At 65.1% G+C, this 17,804-nt stretch carries 15 protein-coding genes; 11 read left to right on the forward strand and 4 right to left on the reverse strand.

Going from position 1 to position 17,804, the window contains the following annotated elements; all coding sequences use genetic code 11:
• Window positions 1-8 precede the first annotated feature (8 nt).
• A complete protein-coding gene (locus QY049_RS10995) occupies window positions 9-968 on the reverse strand; it encodes a lysylphosphatidylglycerol synthase transmembrane domain-containing protein (RefSeq protein ID WP_301269326.1) in 960 nt (319 codons plus the stop codon).
• Window positions 969-1,415: 447 nt separating this feature from the next.
• On the opposite strand from QY049_RS10995, the gene QY049_RS11000 reads away from it, so the two are divergent.
• The 9 genes from QY049_RS11000 (at window position 1,416) to QY049_RS11040 (ending at window position 12,778) form a co-directional block, all read left to right on the forward strand.
• A complete protein-coding gene (locus QY049_RS11000; RefSeq protein ID WP_194481721.1) occupies window positions 1,416-2,828 on the forward strand; it encodes a mannose-1-phosphate guanylyltransferase/mannose-6-phosphate isomerase in 1,413 nt (470 codons plus the stop codon).
• Window positions 2,829-3,010: 182 nt separating this feature from the next.
• Window positions 3,011-4,015 carry a Gfo/Idh/MocA family protein gene (locus QY049_RS11005; protein WP_258766182.1) on the forward strand — a complete coding sequence of 335 codons (1,005 nt, stop codon included), beginning with the start codon at window positions 3,011-3,013 and terminating at the stop codon, window positions 4,013-4,015.
• Between the two features lie 34 nt (window positions 4,016-4,049).
• Complete coding sequence (locus QY049_RS11010; RefSeq protein ID WP_258766183.1) at window positions 4,050-5,201, forward strand: DegT/DnrJ/EryC1/StrS aminotransferase family protein; 1,152 nt, start codon at window positions 4,050-4,052, stop codon at window positions 5,199-5,201.
• Between the two features lie 129 nt (window positions 5,202-5,330).
• Window positions 5,331-6,857 carry a murein biosynthesis integral membrane protein MurJ gene (gene murJ, locus QY049_RS11015; RefSeq protein ID WP_258766184.1) on the forward strand — a complete coding sequence of 509 codons (1,527 nt, stop codon included), beginning with the start codon at window positions 5,331-5,333 and terminating at the stop codon, window positions 6,855-6,857.
• 129 nt (window positions 6,858-6,986) lie between these two features.
• The gene (locus tag QY049_RS11020) at window positions 6,987-7,436 is read left to right on the forward strand and encodes a cytochrome c (RefSeq protein WP_258766185.1); all 450 of its coding nucleotides are present in this window, start codon (window positions 6,987-6,989) and stop codon (window positions 7,434-7,436) included.
• A 319-nt stretch (window positions 7,437-7,755) separates the two neighbouring features.
• Window positions 7,756-8,145: a DUF1127 domain-containing protein gene (locus QY049_RS11025; protein ID WP_258766186.1), complete on the forward strand. Its 390-nt coding sequence runs from the start codon at window positions 7,756-7,758 to the stop codon at window positions 8,143-8,145.
• A 292-nt stretch (window positions 8,146-8,437) separates the two neighbouring features.
• Complete coding sequence (locus tag QY049_RS11030; RefSeq protein WP_194481727.1) at window positions 8,438-10,747, forward strand: xanthine dehydrogenase family protein molybdopterin-binding subunit; 2,310 nt, start codon at window positions 8,438-8,440, stop codon at window positions 10,745-10,747.
• A 97-nt stretch (window positions 10,748-10,844) separates the two neighbouring features.
• Window positions 10,845-11,294: a cytochrome c gene (locus QY049_RS11035; protein ID WP_258766187.1), complete on the forward strand. Its 450-nt coding sequence runs from the start codon at window positions 10,845-10,847 to the stop codon at window positions 11,292-11,294.
• A 200-nt stretch (window positions 11,295-11,494) separates the two neighbouring features.
• Window positions 11,495-12,778 carry a cystathionine gamma-synthase family protein gene (locus tag QY049_RS11040; protein WP_301269327.1) on the forward strand — a complete coding sequence of 428 codons (1,284 nt, stop codon included), beginning with the start codon at window positions 11,495-11,497 and terminating at the stop codon, window positions 12,776-12,778.
• Between the two features lie 82 nt (window positions 12,779-12,860).
• Here the strand turns inward: QY049_RS11040 and QY049_RS11045 are convergent, their stop codons facing one another.
• Window positions 12,861-13,280 carry a CHRD domain-containing protein gene (locus QY049_RS11045; protein ID WP_194481730.1) on the reverse strand — a complete coding sequence of 140 codons (420 nt, stop codon included), beginning with the start codon at window positions 13,278-13,280 and terminating at the stop codon, window positions 12,861-12,863.
• Between the two features lie 153 nt (window positions 13,281-13,433).
• Here QY049_RS11045 and QY049_RS11050 point away from each other — a divergent pair, with 153 nt between their 5' ends.
• Entirely contained in the window at window positions 13,434-14,360 is a 927-nt protein-coding gene (locus QY049_RS11050) for a cytochrome c (RefSeq protein WP_258766189.1), read from the forward strand.
• Window positions 14,361-14,370: 10 nt separating this feature from the next.
• On the opposite strand, the gene QY049_RS11055 is transcribed toward QY049_RS11050, so the two are convergent.
• Together QY049_RS11055 and QY049_RS11060 are read right to left on the reverse strand one after the other, a co-directional pair.
• Window positions 14,371-14,616, reverse strand: coding sequence for an Lrp/AsnC ligand binding domain-containing protein (locus tag QY049_RS11055; protein WP_194481732.1), 246 nt, complete (start codon window positions 14,614-14,616; stop codon window positions 14,371-14,373).
• Window positions 14,617-14,713: 97 nt separating this feature from the next.
• Window positions 14,714-16,693 carry a PAS domain S-box protein gene (locus tag QY049_RS11060; RefSeq protein WP_258766190.1) on the reverse strand — a complete coding sequence of 660 codons (1,980 nt, stop codon included), beginning with the start codon at window positions 16,691-16,693 and terminating at the stop codon, window positions 14,714-14,716.
• A 257-nt stretch (window positions 16,694-16,950) separates the two neighbouring features.
• Between QY049_RS11060 and thiD the strand changes: the two genes are divergently transcribed.
• The gene (gene thiD / locus QY049_RS11065) at window positions 16,951-17,751 is read left to right on the forward strand and encodes a bifunctional hydroxymethylpyrimidine kinase/phosphomethylpyrimidine kinase (RefSeq protein WP_258766191.1); all 801 of its coding nucleotides are present in this window, start codon (window positions 16,951-16,953) and stop codon (window positions 17,749-17,751) included.
• The last annotated feature ends 53 nt before the right edge of the window (window positions 17,752-17,804 follow it).

Here is a 17,804-nt window from a genome sequence, read left to right on the forward strand (position 1 = left end):
GGGCGCGGTCACTCCGGGACCCCGAGCTGCGCCGAGCCCTGCGCCGCTTTCTCCGCGCTGAGGATCCAGACCAGGCCGCCGAACGCCCCGACGATGAACGAGACCGCGCCGAACAGCAGCGAGACGTTGACGCCCTCGTTGGCGCCCAGCCCCGCGAAGCCGAAGGCCAGGCCCATGCTTGCCTCGCGCACGCCCCAGCCGGCGATCGAGATCGGCATCAACGTGATCAGCATCACCGGCGGCACCAGCAGAAAGACCTGGGCGAAGCTGACGGGGGCGGCGATCGATTTCACCACGCACCAGGCAATGACGACCGCGAGCACGTGGACGAGCAGCGACAGGATTGCGATCATCGGCCCGCGGGTGCGGCTGAAGATGACGCGGTTGGCGATGACGGCGCAGGCGTGGATGTGATGGGTCGCCCACCACGTCTTCAGCCAGGGCCACTTCAGCGCGCCGAAGATGAGAAAGCCGATGCCGCCGGCGAGCGCCGCGAGGTCGATGAGCAGCAGCGCCGAACGTCCATGCGTGTCGGTGATGAGCTGATAGCTCCAGGGCAGGCTCGCGACGATGAGGATCGCGAGCGCGACGAGGCCGATCGCGCGATCGACGAAGATCGAATAGGTTGCCGCGCGCCATCCGGCACCGGCGCGCGCCACCAGCCAGAGCCGGACCGCATCGCCGCCGATCGCCGACGGCAGGGTCTGGTTGAAGAAGGAGCCGATCACGTTGTAGCGCATGGCGCGGCCAAGCTCGAGCGGCGCGCCGCACGCGGCGCTGACCTCGCGCCAGCGCAGCACGCCGACGAGGATTTGCAGGAACGTGACCGCGATCGCCACGCCGATCCAGAACAGGCTGGTCGCGGTGAAGCGCGACAACAGCTCGGTCAGGTCGACCTTGCGCAGCGCCAGATAGAGCAGCGCTCCGGAAATCAGGATTTTGGCCGTCGACAACAGGATTCGGCGCATCTCGCCCGCGGGGTTTGCGAAGATTGGAGGCGACCCGACGCGAGGCGCCGAATTCGGCCGCTTTGGTATGGTTTTGGCGTCGATCTTGCAATAGCCCTCCTTCGTCCGCCGTGCTTCGCCGCCGAGGGCGCTTGCGAGCCCCTCGATACCGGCCAAAGCGCGCCGCGGGCAGGGTTTCGGGATCGCTTGGGAACAGGATGACGGATCGGGCGGCCCTGATCGCCGGGACGGCCGGTTTCCCCGGCTTTCACATCGCCCTGTTTGCGCATGTTTCCGTCTGTAAACGCCGTCGCCGCCGGCCAGCCGATCCTGCTCTCTGGACCATGGCAAAATGCGCCGCGAGGTCACCTATCTTGACGTCGCGGCCCGTGTAGTATCCAAGCCGATCGCACGGGGTCCACAATTCTGTCGCCTGCTATCGGGACGACTTCAAGGTTTGAGATGACGATGGACAAACGCATTATCCCCCTGATCATGTGCGGCGGCGCCGGCACGCGGTTGTGGCCGGCTTCGCGCGAGGTGCGCCCGAAGCAGTTCCTGCCGCTGTTCGGCGCGCGCTCGACCTTCCAGGACACGCTGCTGCGCGTCTCGGACGCTACGCTGTTCGACCGACCCATCGTCATCACCAATGCGGCGTATCGCTTCATGGTGCTGGAGCAGCTCGCCGAGATCGGCATCGAGGCCGACGTCATCCTCGAGCCGATGCGCCGCGACTCCGGCCCGGCGATCGCCGCCGGCGCTGCGTTCGCGCAGAACCGCACGAGTGAAGCGATCGTGCTCGCGCTCGCCGCCGATCATGTCGTGCAGGACAACGCCGCCTTCGTCGCCGCCTGCCGCGAAGGCCTCGCTGCCGCGAGCACGGGGCGCATCGTCACCTTCGGCGTGAAGCCGGAGCGGCCGGCGACCGAATACGGCTATATCAGCCCAGGCGAGGTGATCTCAGGCGAGGTGCACGCGGTCGCACGCTTCGTCGAGAAGCCGGATGCGGTGAAGGCCGCCGACTACGTCAATTCGGGCTATCTCTGGAACAGCGGCAACTTCATGTTTCCGGCGGCGCTGCTGCTCGACGAATACCGCAAGGTGGATGCGGCGAGTGTCGAGGCGGTGTCCAGCGCGGTCGCCAACGCCGGCCGCGATCTCGGCTTCGTCACGCTGGAGCCCGAGGCCTTCGGTGCGGCGAAGGCAATCTCGATCGACTATGCCGTGATGGAGAAGACTTCGCGCGCAGCGGTCGTGCCGGTGTCCTGCGGCTGGTCCGACGTCGGCTCCTGGCGTGCGGTGTGGGAGCTCTCCGACAAGGATGCGCAGGGCAACGCCGCGCACGGCACCGCCGTGTTCGAGGATTCGCGCAATTGCAACGTCACGAGCGATCACGCGCTGGTCGCGCTCGAAGGCGTCGACGACCTCGTCGTGGTCGCGACCGCGGACGCGGTGCTGGTCTCGCGCCAGAAGGACGCCAACGGGCTGAAGCGCCTCGTCACCAAGCTGAAGGCGGTCGCGCCGAAGGTCACCGAGGAGCACCTCAAGGTGCATCGCCCCTGGGGCAGCTACCAGTCGGTCGACAATGGCGAGCGCCATCAGGTCAAGCGGATCGTGGTGAAGCCGGGCGGGCGGCTGTCGCTGCAGAAGCATCACCATCGCGCCGAGCACTGGATCGTGGTCCGCGGCGCCGCCCGCGTCACCGTGAACGAGACCGTGAAGACGGTGCACGAGAACGAGTCCATCTACATCCCGATGGGCGCGGTGCACCGGATGGAGAATCCCGGCAAGATCATGCTGGAACTCATCGAGGTCCAGACCGGCTCCTATCTCGGGGAAGACGACATCATCCGGATTGAAGACGACTATCAAAGGTCGTAACCAGCAGGCTCCGAATCACGCGATCCGGGTCCGTAAAGCCCAGCTTTTGCGGCTTAAGGCCCGGAGAACGTGTAACTTTTTGAATCAAATCGTGTCCGGGCAGTCAGGCCGGCATTCGCCACATCTGTGGCACCCGTGCTAGAAGCGGCCCGGGGATTTGCGTTGAATCGGGGTTCGATCAGATGAGTTCCAAGGGGTCACAAGCGGCAAAGGCCGGCTTGCGCGTCGGCGTCATCGGCGCCGGCGTGATGGGCAGCAACCACGCGCGCGTGCTCGCCGGTTTGCCCGGCGTCAGCCTGGTCGGCGCGGTCGATCCTTCGCCGGCGCATCGCGCCCGCGCGACCGAGCTTGCCAATTGCAACAGCTTCGAGACGCTCGACCAGCTCGTCGCCGAGGGGGTCGATGCCGTCACCATCGCGGCGCCGACCCATCTGCACCACGAGGTTGCGCTCGCCTGCATCGCCAGGAACATCCACGTGCTGGTCGAGAAGCCGATCGCATCGACGGTCGAAGAGGGCCGCGAGATCGTCGCCGCCGCGCACAAGGCCGGCGTGACGCTGATGATCGGCCATGTCGAGCGCTTCAATCCGGCGGTCGCTGCGGTCAAGCAGGCGATCGCGGGCGAGGACATTCTCTCCATCGCGATTACGCGCGTCGGCCCGTTCCCGCCGCGCATGTCCAATGTCGGCGTGGTCATCGACCTTGCCGTGCACGACATCGACCTGATCCGCTGGTTCACCGAATCCGACATCGTCGAGGTGCAGCCTCAGCTGTCGAGCGCGGTCGCCGAGCGCGAGGACATCGCGCTGCTGCAGTTCCGCACCGCCAATGGCGTGCTCGCGCACATCAACACGAATTGGCTGACGCCGTTCAAGGCGCGCAGCGTCACGGTCGCGACCCGCGACAAATACGTGATGGGCGATCTGCTCACGCGCCAGGTCACCGAATGCTTCGGCTTCAAGCCCGACGGCAGCTATTCGATGCGGCATCTGCCCGTCGGCCATGACGAGCCGCTCCGCGCCGAGCTGCTGGCGTTCCTCAAGGCCGTGCGCAACGGCGAGACGCCGGCGGTGACCGGTGACGAGGGCGTCGCCAGCCTCGAGATCGCGACGCAGTGCCTCGAAACGCCGTCGCGGCCCGCAGCCACCTCGCCCGCCCGCAAGGGCCCGCGCCGCGTCGCCGGCTAAAACCCTTTCCATGTCGACCACGCAAGAAGGCGTCATGAACCAACATCTGCGTTCCGAACCCATCCCCTTCATCGACGTCGCCTCGCAGCGCGTCCGGCTCGGCGCCTCGCTCGATGCGGCGGTCAAGCGCGTGATGGACCATTGCCAGTTCGTCAATGGTCCGGAGGTCACCGAGCTCGAAAGGCAGCTCACGACCTATTGCGGCGCCAGGCACGTCATCGCCTGCGCCAGCGGCACCGATGCGCTTCTCATGGTGTTGATGGCGAAGAATATCGGGCCGGGCGATGCCGTGCTCTGTCCGTCCTTCACCTTCATCGCAACCGCCTCGCCCGCGGCGCGAATGGGCGCGACGCCTGTTTACGTCGATGTTGACGAGACGACCTTCAACATGAGCCCGGAGTCGCTCAAGCGCGGCATCGCAACCGCACGAAAGGCCGGCTTGAGGCCGGTTGCGATCATTCCGGTCGATCTGTTCGGCCAGCCGGCCGACCACGACGCCATCGCCGAGATCGCGAGGGCCGAAGGCCTGTTCATCATCGATGACGCCGCGCAAGGTTTCGGCGCAAGCTACAAGGGTCGCAAGCTCGGCACCTTCGGGCTCGCCACCACGACCAGCTTCTTCCCGGCGAAGCCACTCGGCTGCTTCGGCGACGGCGGCGCGATTCTGACCGATGACGACGAGCTTGCAGCGACCCTGCGCAGCATCCGCGTGCACGGGCAGGGCGTCGACAAATACGACAACGTCCGCCTCGGCCTCACCGGCCGGCTCGACACCATGCAGGCCGCGATCCTGATAGAGAAGCTGAAGATTTTCGACGACGAGATCGCCGCTCGCAACAGGGTCGCCGAGCGCTACGCGCGCGGCCTGTCCAACGTGGTCACCGTGCCGCGTCTCGCGCCCGGCAATACCTCGGTCTGGGCGCAATACACGATCCGCCTGCCTGAGGGGACCGACCGCGACGGTTTTGCCGCCGCGCTGAAAGCCCAGGGCGTACCGACCGCGGTCTACTACGGCAAGTCGATGCATCAGCAGTCCGCCTATAAGCAGTTTCCCGTCGCCGAGGGCGGCTTGCCTGCTTGCGAGAGCCTGTCGCAGGACGTCATCAGCCTGCCGATGCATGCCTATTTGACCGAAGCCGATCAGGAGCGGGTAATCGCGGCCGTGCGCGGCGCGCTTGCGGGCTGATGGGCCGTTTCGCCTGCCACCTCTTCATCTCTCCCGTCGGGGAGAGGTGAACACCGAGCAAGCCTCTTTTTTGATCCGATCGTCGTTCAAAGCCTTATCGATTGATCGATAAGTCTCTAGAAGAAACGCATGCTCGGACGCATCTTCACGGTTGGTGGTTACACGCTGCTCTCGCGGCTGACGGGGTTTGCCCGCGACATCATGCTTGCGGCGATCCTCGGCGCCGGCCCGGTGGCCGACGCCTTTTTCGTGGCGCTGCGGCTACCCAATCACTTCCGCGCGATCTTTGCCGAGGGCGCCTTCAACGCTGCCTGGGTGCCGGCCTATGCGCACGTCCATGGCGAGAAGGGGGAGGGGGCGGCACACCTGTTCGCCGACCGCATCTTCACGCTGCTGCTGGCCTCCCAGGTGGTGCTGCTGATCGTGGCCTGGCTGTTCATGCCGCAGGCCATGAGCATCCTGGCGCCTGGCTTCAGTGAGGATGCCGAGCAGCGCAAGCTCGCGATCGAACTGACCCGGATCACCTTTCCCTATCTGCTGCTGATCACGCTGGTGACGCTCTATGGCGGCATGCTCAACGTGATGCAGCGCTTTGCCAGCGCTGCGGCTGCGTCAATCTTCCTCAATGTCGCGATGATGATGACGCTGGCGCTCGCCGCCTGGTTTCCGACCGCCGGCCACGCCGCGGCCTGGGGCGTCCTGATCTCGGGCTTCATGCAGTATTTCCTGCTCGCCGGCGATCTCGCCCGCCACGGTGGCCTGCCGCGCTTCGCGCCGCTCAGGCTCGACGAAGACGTCCGCAGCTTCTTCAAGGCGCTTGGGCCGGCGACACTGGGATCGATGGGCACGCAGGTCGCGCTGTTCGCCGACACCATCATCGCGACCTTCCTGCCCGCCGGCGCGCTGTCGGCGCTGTATTACGCCGACCGCCTCAATCAATTGCCGATCGGCGTCATCGGCATCGCCATCGGCACGGTGCTGCTGCCGGAGATGTCGCGGCGGATCACGGCCGACGATCACGACGGCGCGATGAAGGCGCAGCGCCGGGCCTTCGATTTCACGCTGCTGTTCTCGATACCCTTCGTGGCGGCCTTCCTGACCGTGCCCGACGAGATCATGCGCGCGCTGTTCGCTCGCGGCGCGTTCTCCAAGGCCGATGCCGTCGCCGCCGGCGGCACGCTTGCGGCCTATGCCATCGGCCTGATCCCTTTCGTCCTGATCCGCAGCGCGGTCGCGACCTTCTACGCCCGCAAGGATACCGCGACGCCGGTCCGCGCATCGCTGTCGGGCATTGCCGTCAACGTCGCACTGAAGGTCGCCTTGATGGGATCGCTCGCCCAGATCGGCCTCGCGCTGGCAACCGCCGTCGGTGTCTGGACCAATCTCCTGCTGGTTCTGTTCTTCGCCGTGCGGCGCGGCTTTCTCGTGCTGGATCGCGCCTGGCTGCTGTCGCTCGTCAAATTCCTTCTGACCGGCATCATCCTTGCCGCGACCTTCTGGCTGATTGCGCATTTCAGCCGTTCGGCGCTGGGCGCAATGCACTTCCGGGACGAGGTGACGCTGGTGCTCCTGGCCGTCGGGGGCACGATCGTTTATGGGCTCGCGATCCTCGTTCTGTTCGGTCGGAGCTGGCTGGTCTCGCTGGTGCGCGGCTAGGCGGGTTCAAGCGAGTTTCGTCGTTTTCATAGCGAAACTGCGCCTGCCGGAAGTCTTGACATGCGTCAAACCTTCGGCGCGCGAAGCCGCTAGTAGTTGACGGCATGCTGGCCGGCGTCGGAGCGCGACATGGTAAAATCTGCTGTGAAATGTTTGATAATTGCCGGGCTGACCGCCGGTTTCGCCGCCGCGGCTCAGGCTGAAGACCCCGACGTCGGCAAGTCGGAATTTCAGTCCTCGTGCGCGAGTTGTCACGGCGCGGATGCGAGGGGCAAAGGACCGGTTGGCGACCTGCTCAAGGTACCGCCTCCCGATTTGACGGTGTTGGCGAAGAACAACAACGGCGTGTTTCCCACGAACGCTGTTTATGAAACCATCGATGGATCGAAGGCAGTTCCGGCTCACGGCACGCGTGACATGCCGATTTGGGGCGAGCGATTCAACCCCGTCGTCAACTTGCCTCACTATGTTGATCCGTCCTATTGGCAGAAGGCCGGGCCGGAGCAAAGCCCGGAAGTCGTCGTGCGAAAACGCATCCTTGCCGTCATCGATTATCTCGGTCGTATTCAGCAGAAGTAGCAACCGACAGGGCGCCTACCGACGGAAGGTGATCCGAAGGCTTTGGACGACGCATCCGCCGACATGAGGCGCTCGCCTAAGGGATGTATGAAACCTCTACACATCTCTTGATTTTGCGCGATTGCCGTGCTATCGGCGGCGCATGATCAAATGGTCGCGCAACGTCAACTTCTCGCACATGACCCGCTTCGGCTGGGCCGTGGAAGGAGTCGTGCGCTAGCATTTCGACGACGACATCTCTTCCACCAGGCCCCGCCGGCATCGGACGGGGCCTTTTGTTTGGCCACGCTCCCTGCCGGCACAACAGCAGGAGCGTGCGATGCCACCACAACTGACGAACCTCTCATCCGGAATTGAGGCCGATGCCGCAAGGCCTGGCCTCAACCTCACCATCGTGTCGGCGAAGGATGCGATCGACCGGGCTTTGGCCGCGCGCCTCAAGGCGTCGGCCACGGCACTGGACGGCGCTTTGCCGCGCCAGGATGCTGCCGGACCAAGGCCGCCGGACGTCCTCGGTCTGCTCAAGCGTGCCTGGCTTGCGCTTCTGGAGCGGCGCCAGCACCCACGGGTCACCTTGCAGGACCTGAGCGACAGGGAGCTGATGGATATCGGCCTCACGCGCGGCGAGATCGACTACCTCACGCCTCAGCGCGCGATCGATACGCTGAGAGACAACACGCGGTATCTCTTGAGTCGCGGCGGGATGTAGATGACCAACCGCGGGAATTTGACATGCGTTCTGACAGCAAGCGGTGGTTGGTACCGCCGCTCGTTGTCAGGCATGCGCTGCGGTGCGAATTTGGCAAAAGTTCTGCAGTCGAAGGCGCCTCGCCGAGTCTTCGATCTGCACGGAGAAATGACCAAGCTGCGGCCCTTCCGTCCGATCCCGCTCTGAGGCTCGAGGCAATTTTTCGCGGCCCGGGCCTGCCTAAAGCCGTTTGCCTTGCCTCTTTTTCCACGGCAATATGCCCGCAAAACAACCATAGGACGGGACAAGAAAAATGGCAGCCCCCATCAAGTTCGGCGTCGGCCAAAGCGTGCTGCGCAAGGAGGACGACGCGCTGATCCGCGGCAAGGGCCGCTATACCGACGATTATGCGCCGCAGGCCGCGCTGCGCTGCCTGATGCTGCGCTCGCCGCACGCGCATGCCAAATTCACCATCGATGCTGGCCGCGCCCGTACCCTGCCTGGTGTTGCGCTGATTCTGACCGCGGCCGAGGTCGGGGATCTCGGCAATCTGCCCTGCCTGTTCAATCTCGAGACCGATCCGTTCACCGGCCCGCCTTACCCGATTCTCGCCAAGGACGAGGTGCGTCATGTCGGCGATTCCGTCGCCTTCGTGGTGGCCGAGACCATCGACCAGGCGCGCGATGCGATCGAAGCCATCGACGTCAAGTGGAGCCCGCTGCCTTCGGTGACCGGCGTCGTCAACGCCGTCAAGAAGGGCGCTCCGCAGGTCTGGCCGGACAAATCCGGCAACGTGCTGTTCGACGTCTCGATCGGCGACAAGAAAGCGACCGAAGCTGCCTTTGCCAAGGCGCATGCGGTCGCCGAAATCTCCATCGTCAATCCGCGCGTGGTCGCGAGCTTCATGGAGACGCGCGCGGCGGTCTGCGAATACGACGCCAAGAACGATCACCTGACGCTGACGGTCGGCAGCCAGGGCAGCCACCGTCTGCGCGACATCCTCTGCCAGAACGTGCTCAACATCCCCACCGACAAGATGCGGGTGATCTGCCCCGACGTCGGCGGCGGCTTCGGCACGAAGCTTTTTCCGTATCGCGAATACGCCCTGATGGCGGTCGCGGCGCGCAAGCTGAAGAAGGCGGTGAAGTGGTCGGCCGATCGCTCCGAGCATTTCATGGGCGATGCGCAGGGCCGCGACAACGTCACCACCGCGAGGATGGCGCTGGCCGAGGACGGCAAGTTCCTTGCGATGGATTGCGACCTGATGGGCGACATGGGCGCGTATCTGTCGACCTTCGGGCCCTACATCCCGCATGGCGGCGCGGGCATGCTGCCGGGGCTCTACGACATCCAGGCGTTCCACTGCCGGGTGCGCACGATCTTCACCAACAGCGTGCCCGTCGATGCCTATCGCGGCGCGGGCCGGCCCGAGGCCGCCTATGTCATCGAGCGCCTTGTGGACGCGTGCGCGCGAAAACTCGACATGACGCCGGATGCGATCCGCCGCAAGAACTTCATTCAGCCGAAGGCGCTGCCGTACAAGACCGCGACCGGCAAGGTCTACGATTCCGGCGACTTCGCCGCGCATCTCAAGCGCGCGATGGAAATCGCCGAGTGGAAGGAGTTTTCAAAGCGCGCCAAGGCGGCCAGGAAGAACGGCCTGATCCGCGGCATCGGGCTCGCCAGCTATGTCGAGGTCTGCGGCACCATGGGCGAGGAGACCGCCAACGTGCGGATGGACCCCAATGGCGACATCACGATCCTGATCGGCACGCAATCGAGCGGGCAGGGCCACCAGACCGCCTATGCGCAGATCGTCGCCGAGCAGTTCGGTGTCGCGCCCGAGCGCGTGCACGTCCACCAGGGCGACACCGCGGAGATCGCCACAGGCCTCGGCACCGGCGGCTCCGCCTCGATTCCGTCGGGCGGCGTCAGCGTCGAGCGCGCCACGCGTGAGCTCGGCGAGAAGCTGAAGGCGATCGCGGCGCAGGCGTTGGAAGCGAGCGCCGGCGACCTCGAGATCTCGGAGGGCGTCGTGCGCATCGCCGGCACCGACCGTTCGATCTCGTTCGCCGATCTGGCCAAGCGGCCGGGCGCGGATCCCTCGAAGCTGAACGCGAGCGCGACCTTTGCCAGTGCCGACGGCACCTATCCGAACGGCACGCATGTCGCGGAGGTCGAGATCGATCCGGCCACCGGCATCATCAAAATCGTCAACTACGTGATCGTCGACGATTTCGGCAAGACGCTCAATCCGCTGCTCCTGGCAGGCCAGGTGCATGGCGGCGCCATGCAGGGCATCGGCCAGGCGCTGATGGAGCAGGTGGTTTATGGCGCGGGCGACGGCCAGCTCATCACCGCAACCTTCATGGACTACGCGCTGCCGCGCGCGGCCGACGGTCCGTCGTTCGTGTTCGAGACCCACAATATTCCCTGCACGACCAATCCGATGGGCGTGAAGGGTGCGGGCGAGGCCGGTGCGATCGGCTCCTGCCCGGCCGTCGTCAACGCCATCGTTGACGGGCTCTGGCGCGAGTACAGGATCGACCACATCGACATGCCGGCAACGCCGGAGCGGGTGTGGATTGCGATCAACGAGCACCATCGCCGCCACAGCCTGTAAATCGGCCGCTCGGTCCGCGGGAATTAATTGCCCGCGGCCGGGTTCTATCCTCAATGGTCCTCCCCCGAATCGACTTGCGAGCCGGAGTAACAAGCCTATGAAACGTACGTTGATTGTCGCGGGCACCCTGCTTCTGGGTGCGGGCGCCGTGATGGCGCAGCAGGAGATTGCCGTCCAGCAGGACAATCTGATGCGATCGCAGGCCAAAAGCCTCTACAACATCATGCTGAAGATGGCGAAGGGCGACATTCACTACAACCAGAAGAGCGTCGACGAGGCGCTGACGACCCTCGAAGCCGACGTCGGGAAGATCGCAAAGACGTTCGAGACCAATCCCAAGCAGGACGTGGTGAATGCCACCTACGGTTCGTCGCCAAAGGTGTGGCAGCAGAAGGCGGATTTCGATTCCAAGATCTCGCCGGTGCAGAAGGCGATCGCCGAGGCCAAGGGCAAGATCCACGATGTCGCCAGCCTGAAGGCCGCCTACACGGTGATCAACGACCGCTGCAACGATTGCCACGAGACGTACCGGTTGAAGCTGAAGTAGACGGCGTAGCTCGTTCACTCGTAGCCCGGATTGCGCTGCGCTCCATCCGGGCTACGGCTTCACTGCCAAATTCCGTTTGCACGCCCTGACGGATCGCCGTCAGAACGACTATGTTTGCTGGCGCCGCCGCGGCGTTGATGCCTCACGCCGTACCGAGTTCCGACGCGCGGTGGCGATCTCAGTCAACAGCGAGACAGGCCATGGCAAAACCGTTCCCGTCGAAAACCCATATCGGCAACCATATGCTGCATCCGGAAACGCTGATGCTGACCTATGGCTACGATCCGCAACTGTCGGAAGGCGCCATCAAGCCGCCGGTGTTCCTGACCTCGACCTTCGTGTTCAAGACGGCCGAGGACGGGCAGGACTTCTTCGATGTCGTCGCGGGCCGGCGCGAGCCGCCGGAGGGCATGGGCGCGGGCCTGGTCTATTCGCGCTTCAACCACCCCAACAGCGAGATCGTCGAGGACAGGCTCGCCATCTATGAGCGCACCGAGAGCTGCGCACTGTTCTCTTCAGGCATGGCGGCGATCTCGACGACGATTTTGGCGTTCGTCCGTCCCGGCGACGTCATCCTGCACTCTCAGCCGCTGTACGGCGGCACGGAGACGCTGCTGACGAACACGCTGTCGCGCTTCTCGATCGGCGCGGTCGGTTTTGCCGACGGCATCGACGAGGCGGTGGTCAATCAGGCCGCGGAGGAGGCGATGCGCAAGGGCCGGGTTTCGATGATCCTGATCGAGACGCCGGCCAACCCGACCAACGGCCTGGTCGACATCGCGCTGATGCGCCGCGTCGCCGATGCCATCGGCAAGGCACAGGGCCACACGCCGATCATCGCCTGCGACAACACGCTGCTCGGCCCGGTGTTTCAGCGGCCGATCGAGCACGGCGCCGACATCTCGCTGTACTCGCTGACCAAATATGTCGGCGGCCATTCCGATCTGATCGCGGGCGCCGCGCTCGGCACCAAGGCGATGATGAAGGGCGTCAAGGCGCTGCGCGGCGCCATCGGCACCCAGCTCGACCCGCATTCCTGCTGGATGATCAACCGCTCGCTGGAAACGCTGAGCCTGCGCATGGAGAAGGCCAACAGCAACGCGCAGCTCGTGGCGGATTTCCTGCGCGACCACGCCAAGGTGGCGAAGGTCCATTATCTCGGCCATCACGCGGAGGCCTCGCTGGCCGGACGCGTGTTCGCAAGGCAGTGCCTGGGCGCGGGATCGACGTTCTCGTTCGACATCGTCGGCGGCCAGGCGGCGGCGGAGAAATTCCTCAATTCGTTGCAGATCTTCAAGCTCGCCGTGAGCCTCGGCGGAACGGAATCGCTGGCGAGCCTGCCGGCGACGATGACCCATTCCGGCGTTCCCGCCGAGATCCGCCGCAAGATCGGCGTTCTCGACTCCACGATCCGGCTGTCGATCGGGATCGAAAATCCGTCGGATCTGATCGCGGATCTGGAGCAGGCGTTGAGTGCGGCTTGAGCCCGCGGGCATCACGTGCCGTTTCGGATCGAAAAGGCCGGACGCGCGCGCCCGGCCTTCGACGATGACCTCGCGATGAAATCTACTTGGTCACCTGGCCGCGGATTTCGCCGCCCGGGTTGGCCGCAGTGTGAATGTTGACGTAGAGCTTGCCGGAGAGGAGGTCCGAGGCCTGCGCATCGGTGAGCGTCGCACTGCCTTCGACCGGGCTGTTGGCGATGCCCGGGATCGGGACCATCACGCCGGCATTCTTGCCGGCCTCGGCGGGACCGTGGAAATGGGCGGCGGTGGCGGGGCCGGTGAGGCCGGAATAGGTCACCTTCCAGGAGAGCTTCTTGGTGGCGGCGTCATAGTCGATATCCGCCTTGCCGGTGCCGCTGCTGGTGGTGGCAGGGACTTCGGACTTGCCGTCCAGCGTCGCCTTCAGCTTCTCCGCGCTGGCCGAGCCTGCGAATGCGACGGCGGCTCCGAGCGCCAGCGTGGCAAAAAGCGCTTTGTTCATGGGTCTCTCCCTGTTGACGCCTGATTGCGATCAACTTGCAAACAGTGCGGTTCCGACTTTATTCCCGGATTCCGATCAAACCATCTAAATTATTCGTGGCTGGAGCGGCCGCCGGGTGATCCGTAAATTCGCTCGAGCTCAATGGGATCCTCGATGCTGCGACGAACAATCCATGTCATTCTGATCGCCGTCGTCGCAGCCTTGGCCGCCTACTGGTGGCTGACAGCGCCGACCGCTTTGGCCCTGCCGGCGCCGACACGCGCGCCTGATCTTGCCAATGGGCAGGAGCTGTTCAACGCAGGCGGATGCTCGTCCTGCCATGCGGTGCCCAACCAGCCCGATCGCTTGAAACTCGGCGGCGGCCTCGCGCTCGGCTCGCCATTCGGCACGTTCTATGCGCCGAACATTTCACCTGATCCCGCTGACGGCATCGGCCGATGGAGCGAGGCCGATTTCGTCAACGCGGTGATGCGCGGCATCTCGCCCGAGGGCACGCATTATTATCCGGCGTTTCCCTACACGTCCTATCACCTCGCCAAGGTCGACGACGTCCGCGATCTCTTCGCGTATCTGAAGACGCTGCCGCCGGTCTCGGGGCGGGTGCGCGATCACGACCTGCCGTTTCCCCTGAACATCCGCCGCAATGTCGGCATCTGGAAATTGCTGTTCATGGATGTCAGGCCGTTCGTGCCGGCGGCGATGCATTCGGCCGGGTGGAATCGGGGCGCGTATCTCGTCAACGGTTTCGGCCATTGCGCCGAATGCCACAGCCCGCGCAATTTCCTCGGCGGCGTCGTCACCGCGCAGCGCTTCGCCGGCGGCCCCAATCCCGAAGGCGAGGGCTGGGTGCCGAACATCACCCAGAAGGGTCTGGGGAGTTGGAGCGAGAAGGATATCGCCGATTTCCTCGAGACCGGCGACATGCCCGAGGGCGACAGCGCGTCAGGCTCGATGCGGCCGGTGATCAAGAACCTCGCGCAGTTGAAGCCCGAGGACCGCGCCGCGATGGCCGCCTATCTGAAGTCGCTGCCGCCGGTCGATGGGCCGACGCCGCCCAAGCGCAAGGCGGGAGGCGATTGAACGCGTCCGGCTAGCCGGTGCCGAACGCCTTGAAGGTGATGATGGTGAGGGTGTCCTGGATGCCCGGCAGCACCTGCACCTTCTCGTTCACGAAGTGGCCGATGTCGGTGTCGTTGTCGACGTAGAACTTGACCAGCAGGTCGTATTGGCCGGCGGTGGAGTAGATCTCGGAGGCGATCTCGGCTTCGGCAAGCGCATTGGCGACCGTATAGGACTGGCCGAGCTTGCATTTGATCTGGACGAAGAAGGGAACCATTGCAGTCACTCCGAAGGCGAATTCTAAAGGCTAATAGGCCAAAACCAGCCCGATTTAGCAAGCGGGCCGGCCGGCCGGCCGAGGGCGGTCCGACGTCCTACGAGGCCACCGTCGCTGCCGCAAATGCGTCCCTGAGCCGCTGGGCGAGTTCGGCCTTGCGATAGGGCTTGGTCAGGACCACGGCCTGTGCCTGCGCGCGGCCCTGCTCGACCAGGGTCTCCAGCGCGTAGCCCGAGGTGAACAGTACCGGCAGGCCGGGCCTGATACGCCGGGCCTGGTCGGCGAGCTCCCAGCCGCTCATGCCGCCGGGCATGACGATGTCGGTGAACAGCATGTCGATGCCGGGGTCGGCACGCAGCCGCTGCAAGGCCTCCTTGCCGTTGACGGCGGCGACGACGCGGTAGCCGAGCGCCTCCACCCGGAGGATGACCGAGGAGCGGACGAACGGATCGTCCTCGGCGATCAGGATGGTCTCGTGGCCGCGCGGCGCGGCGTCTTCCTTGTCCGGCGCGTCGGTCAGCGACTGACCGCCGCCGGCGCGCGGCAGGTAGATCCGGACCGTCGTCCCCAGGCCCTGCTCGCTGTAGATGGAGACGTGGCCGTCGGACTGCTTGGCGAAACCATAGACCATGCTCAGCCCGAGGCCGGACCCTTTGCCGACCTCCTTGGTGGTGAAGAACGGCTCGAAGGCGCGCTCGATCACCTCCGGCGACATGCCTTCGCCGTCATCGGTGATGGAAATCAGCACATAGGCGCCGGAGGCCACCTCCGGGTGCAGGGCGCGGTAGTCCTCGTCGATCGCGGCGAGCTCGGTGCTCAGCGTCAGATGCCCGCCTGACGGCATGGCATCCTGCGCATTCAGCGCCAGGTTCAGCACGGCGGATTCGAGCTGGGAGCGGTCGGCAAAGGCCTGGATCGTGCCGGGCCCGAAAGCGGTGCCGATCTCGATGTTCTCGCGCAGGGTGCGCTTGAACAGCTTGAGCATGGACAAGATCAGCTCGGTGCAATCGATCGTCTGCGGCCGCAGCAGCTGGCGGCGGCTGAAGGCGAGCAGCCGCTGCGTCAGCTCCGCGCCGCGTTCGCCGGACTGGCAGATGTCGTCGGCGAACTGGCGCAAATCCGGCCGGGCCTTGAGCTGCTCGCTGAGATGCTCGGCGTTGCCGATGATGACGGTCAGCAGGTTGTTGAAGTCGTGCGCGATGCCGCCGGAGAGCTGGCCGACCGTCTCCATCTTCTGCGCCTGCTGGAGCTGCTGCTCGGTCAGCTTGCGCGCGGTCAGATCATGGATGATGCCGACATAGATCAGCTCGCCGTCCTGCCACGCCTGGCCCACCGACAGATCCATCGGAAAGTGTGACCCGTCCTTGCGCAGGCCGACGGTTTCCCCCGTCGCGAAACGCTGAGCATAAGCGGTGGATGAACGCTTCCCTCCGTCGGACATCAGCATGCCGATGTCGAGATTCATGACCTCCTCGGCGCGATAGCCGAACAGCCGTTCGCAGGCTGGATTGAACAGGAGAATGCGGGCCTGCGCATCGAACAGAATGACGCCGTCGACCGCAGTCTCGACGACGGCGGTGAGGCGCGCCACGCTCTCGCGCATCGCGCGCTGCGCCTCTCCCACTTGTTTCAGCAGCTGCGTCGCATCGCGGCGCTTGGTCTCCTCCTCCTCGAGCGCGGCCTGCACCTTTTGCAGCTCGAAGGGAGAGGGGATCGCCAGGATCTTGGGCAGCAGCGGCCAGAGCGCGACCGCGGTGAAGATCGAGGCGATCGCGGTCGCCGCCTTGACCAGGCCCTCGATGCCGTAGACCGGTACCCAGAGCGTATAGATCGACAGGACATGGGTGAGGCCGCAGGCTGTGATGAAGACCGCGAACGCCCAGAACACCCAGCCGAACTTGAGGTCACGCCGCTTGGTGACGAGGATCGCGAGAGCAAACGGGATCGAGAAATACGCCGCGGCGATGCAAGCGTCGGAGACGACGTGGAGCCAGATCAGCTCGGGTTCCCACAGCAGGCAGATGCCGTGCGGTGAGAACATCGAGGAGTCGAGGATACGTTCGAAATAAGCCCACATGATCTCTTCCCCGGAGGGTTGCAGGCCGAGGGCCGGCAATTTGCGTCGCTGGACGAATCCACTGACTACCGTGTCATTCGCACGCTTGGTCGCCAAGGCCGGGTGATGCCGTGCTCTTATTTTCGCAGGATATGCCCGCTTGCGGGACGACAATGCCGTGCAGCTCGCGCTTGGCCTGATTCGGCGGCTTGCTGGGGCTCCGCCGACGCGCTAGGACGGGCCATGGCCATGTCCTTTTCGAGCAAGCGTTTCCTGCGATGACCACGCCCGTGGCGCTCACCGTCGCCGGTTCCGATTCGAGCGGCGGCGCCGGCATTCAGGCCGACCTGAAGACCTTTGCCGCGCTCGGGGTCTACGGCGCGTCCGCGATCACGGCGCTGACGGCGCAGAACACCAAAGGCGTCACCGGCATTCACGCGGTGCCCGCCGATTTCGTCACCGCGCAGATCGATGCGGTGTTTTCGGATCTCGATGTCGGTGCGGTGAAGATCGGCATGGTGGCGCAGGCCGGCAGCATCGATGCGATTGCTGCCGCGCTGTCACGCTGGAAGCCGGGCCATATCGTGCTCGATCCGGTGATGGTCGCAACCTCCGGCGACCGGCTGCTGGCCGCGGAGGCCGTCGAAGCCTTGCGCACGAAGCTGATGCGGCTTGCATCGGTGATCACGCCCAATCTGCCGGAGGCGGCCGCACTGCTCGACGAGCAGGTCGCACGAAGCGAGGCCGAGATCGAAAGCCAGGGGCGCCGCCTGCTCGGGCTCGGCTGCCGCGCGGTCCTGATCAAGGGTGGCCACGGCGAGGGTGCGCAGAGTATCGACTATCTCGTCAGCGCTGGCGAAACGATCGCGCTCCCCGCGCCGCGTGTTGCCACGCGCAACACCCACGGCACCGGCTGCTCGCTGTCGTCAGCCGTTGCGGCGGGGCTTGCCAAGGGCGAGGATCTCGAGACGGCCGTGCGCCATGCCAAGAGCTGGATCAGCGCGGCCATCGCGGCCGCCGACCGCTTCAGCGTCGGTCACGGCCACGGGCCGATCCATCATTTCCACAAGTTCTACTGACGCCGGCTTCCCGATCCACAGTTAACCAGCATCTCCTTGGGGCCCGGCATTTT

This window comes from Bradyrhizobium sp. WYCCWR 13022 (assembly GCF_030435535.1).
Classification (GTDB): Bacteria; Pseudomonadota; Alphaproteobacteria; order Rhizobiales; family Xanthobacteraceae; genus Bradyrhizobium.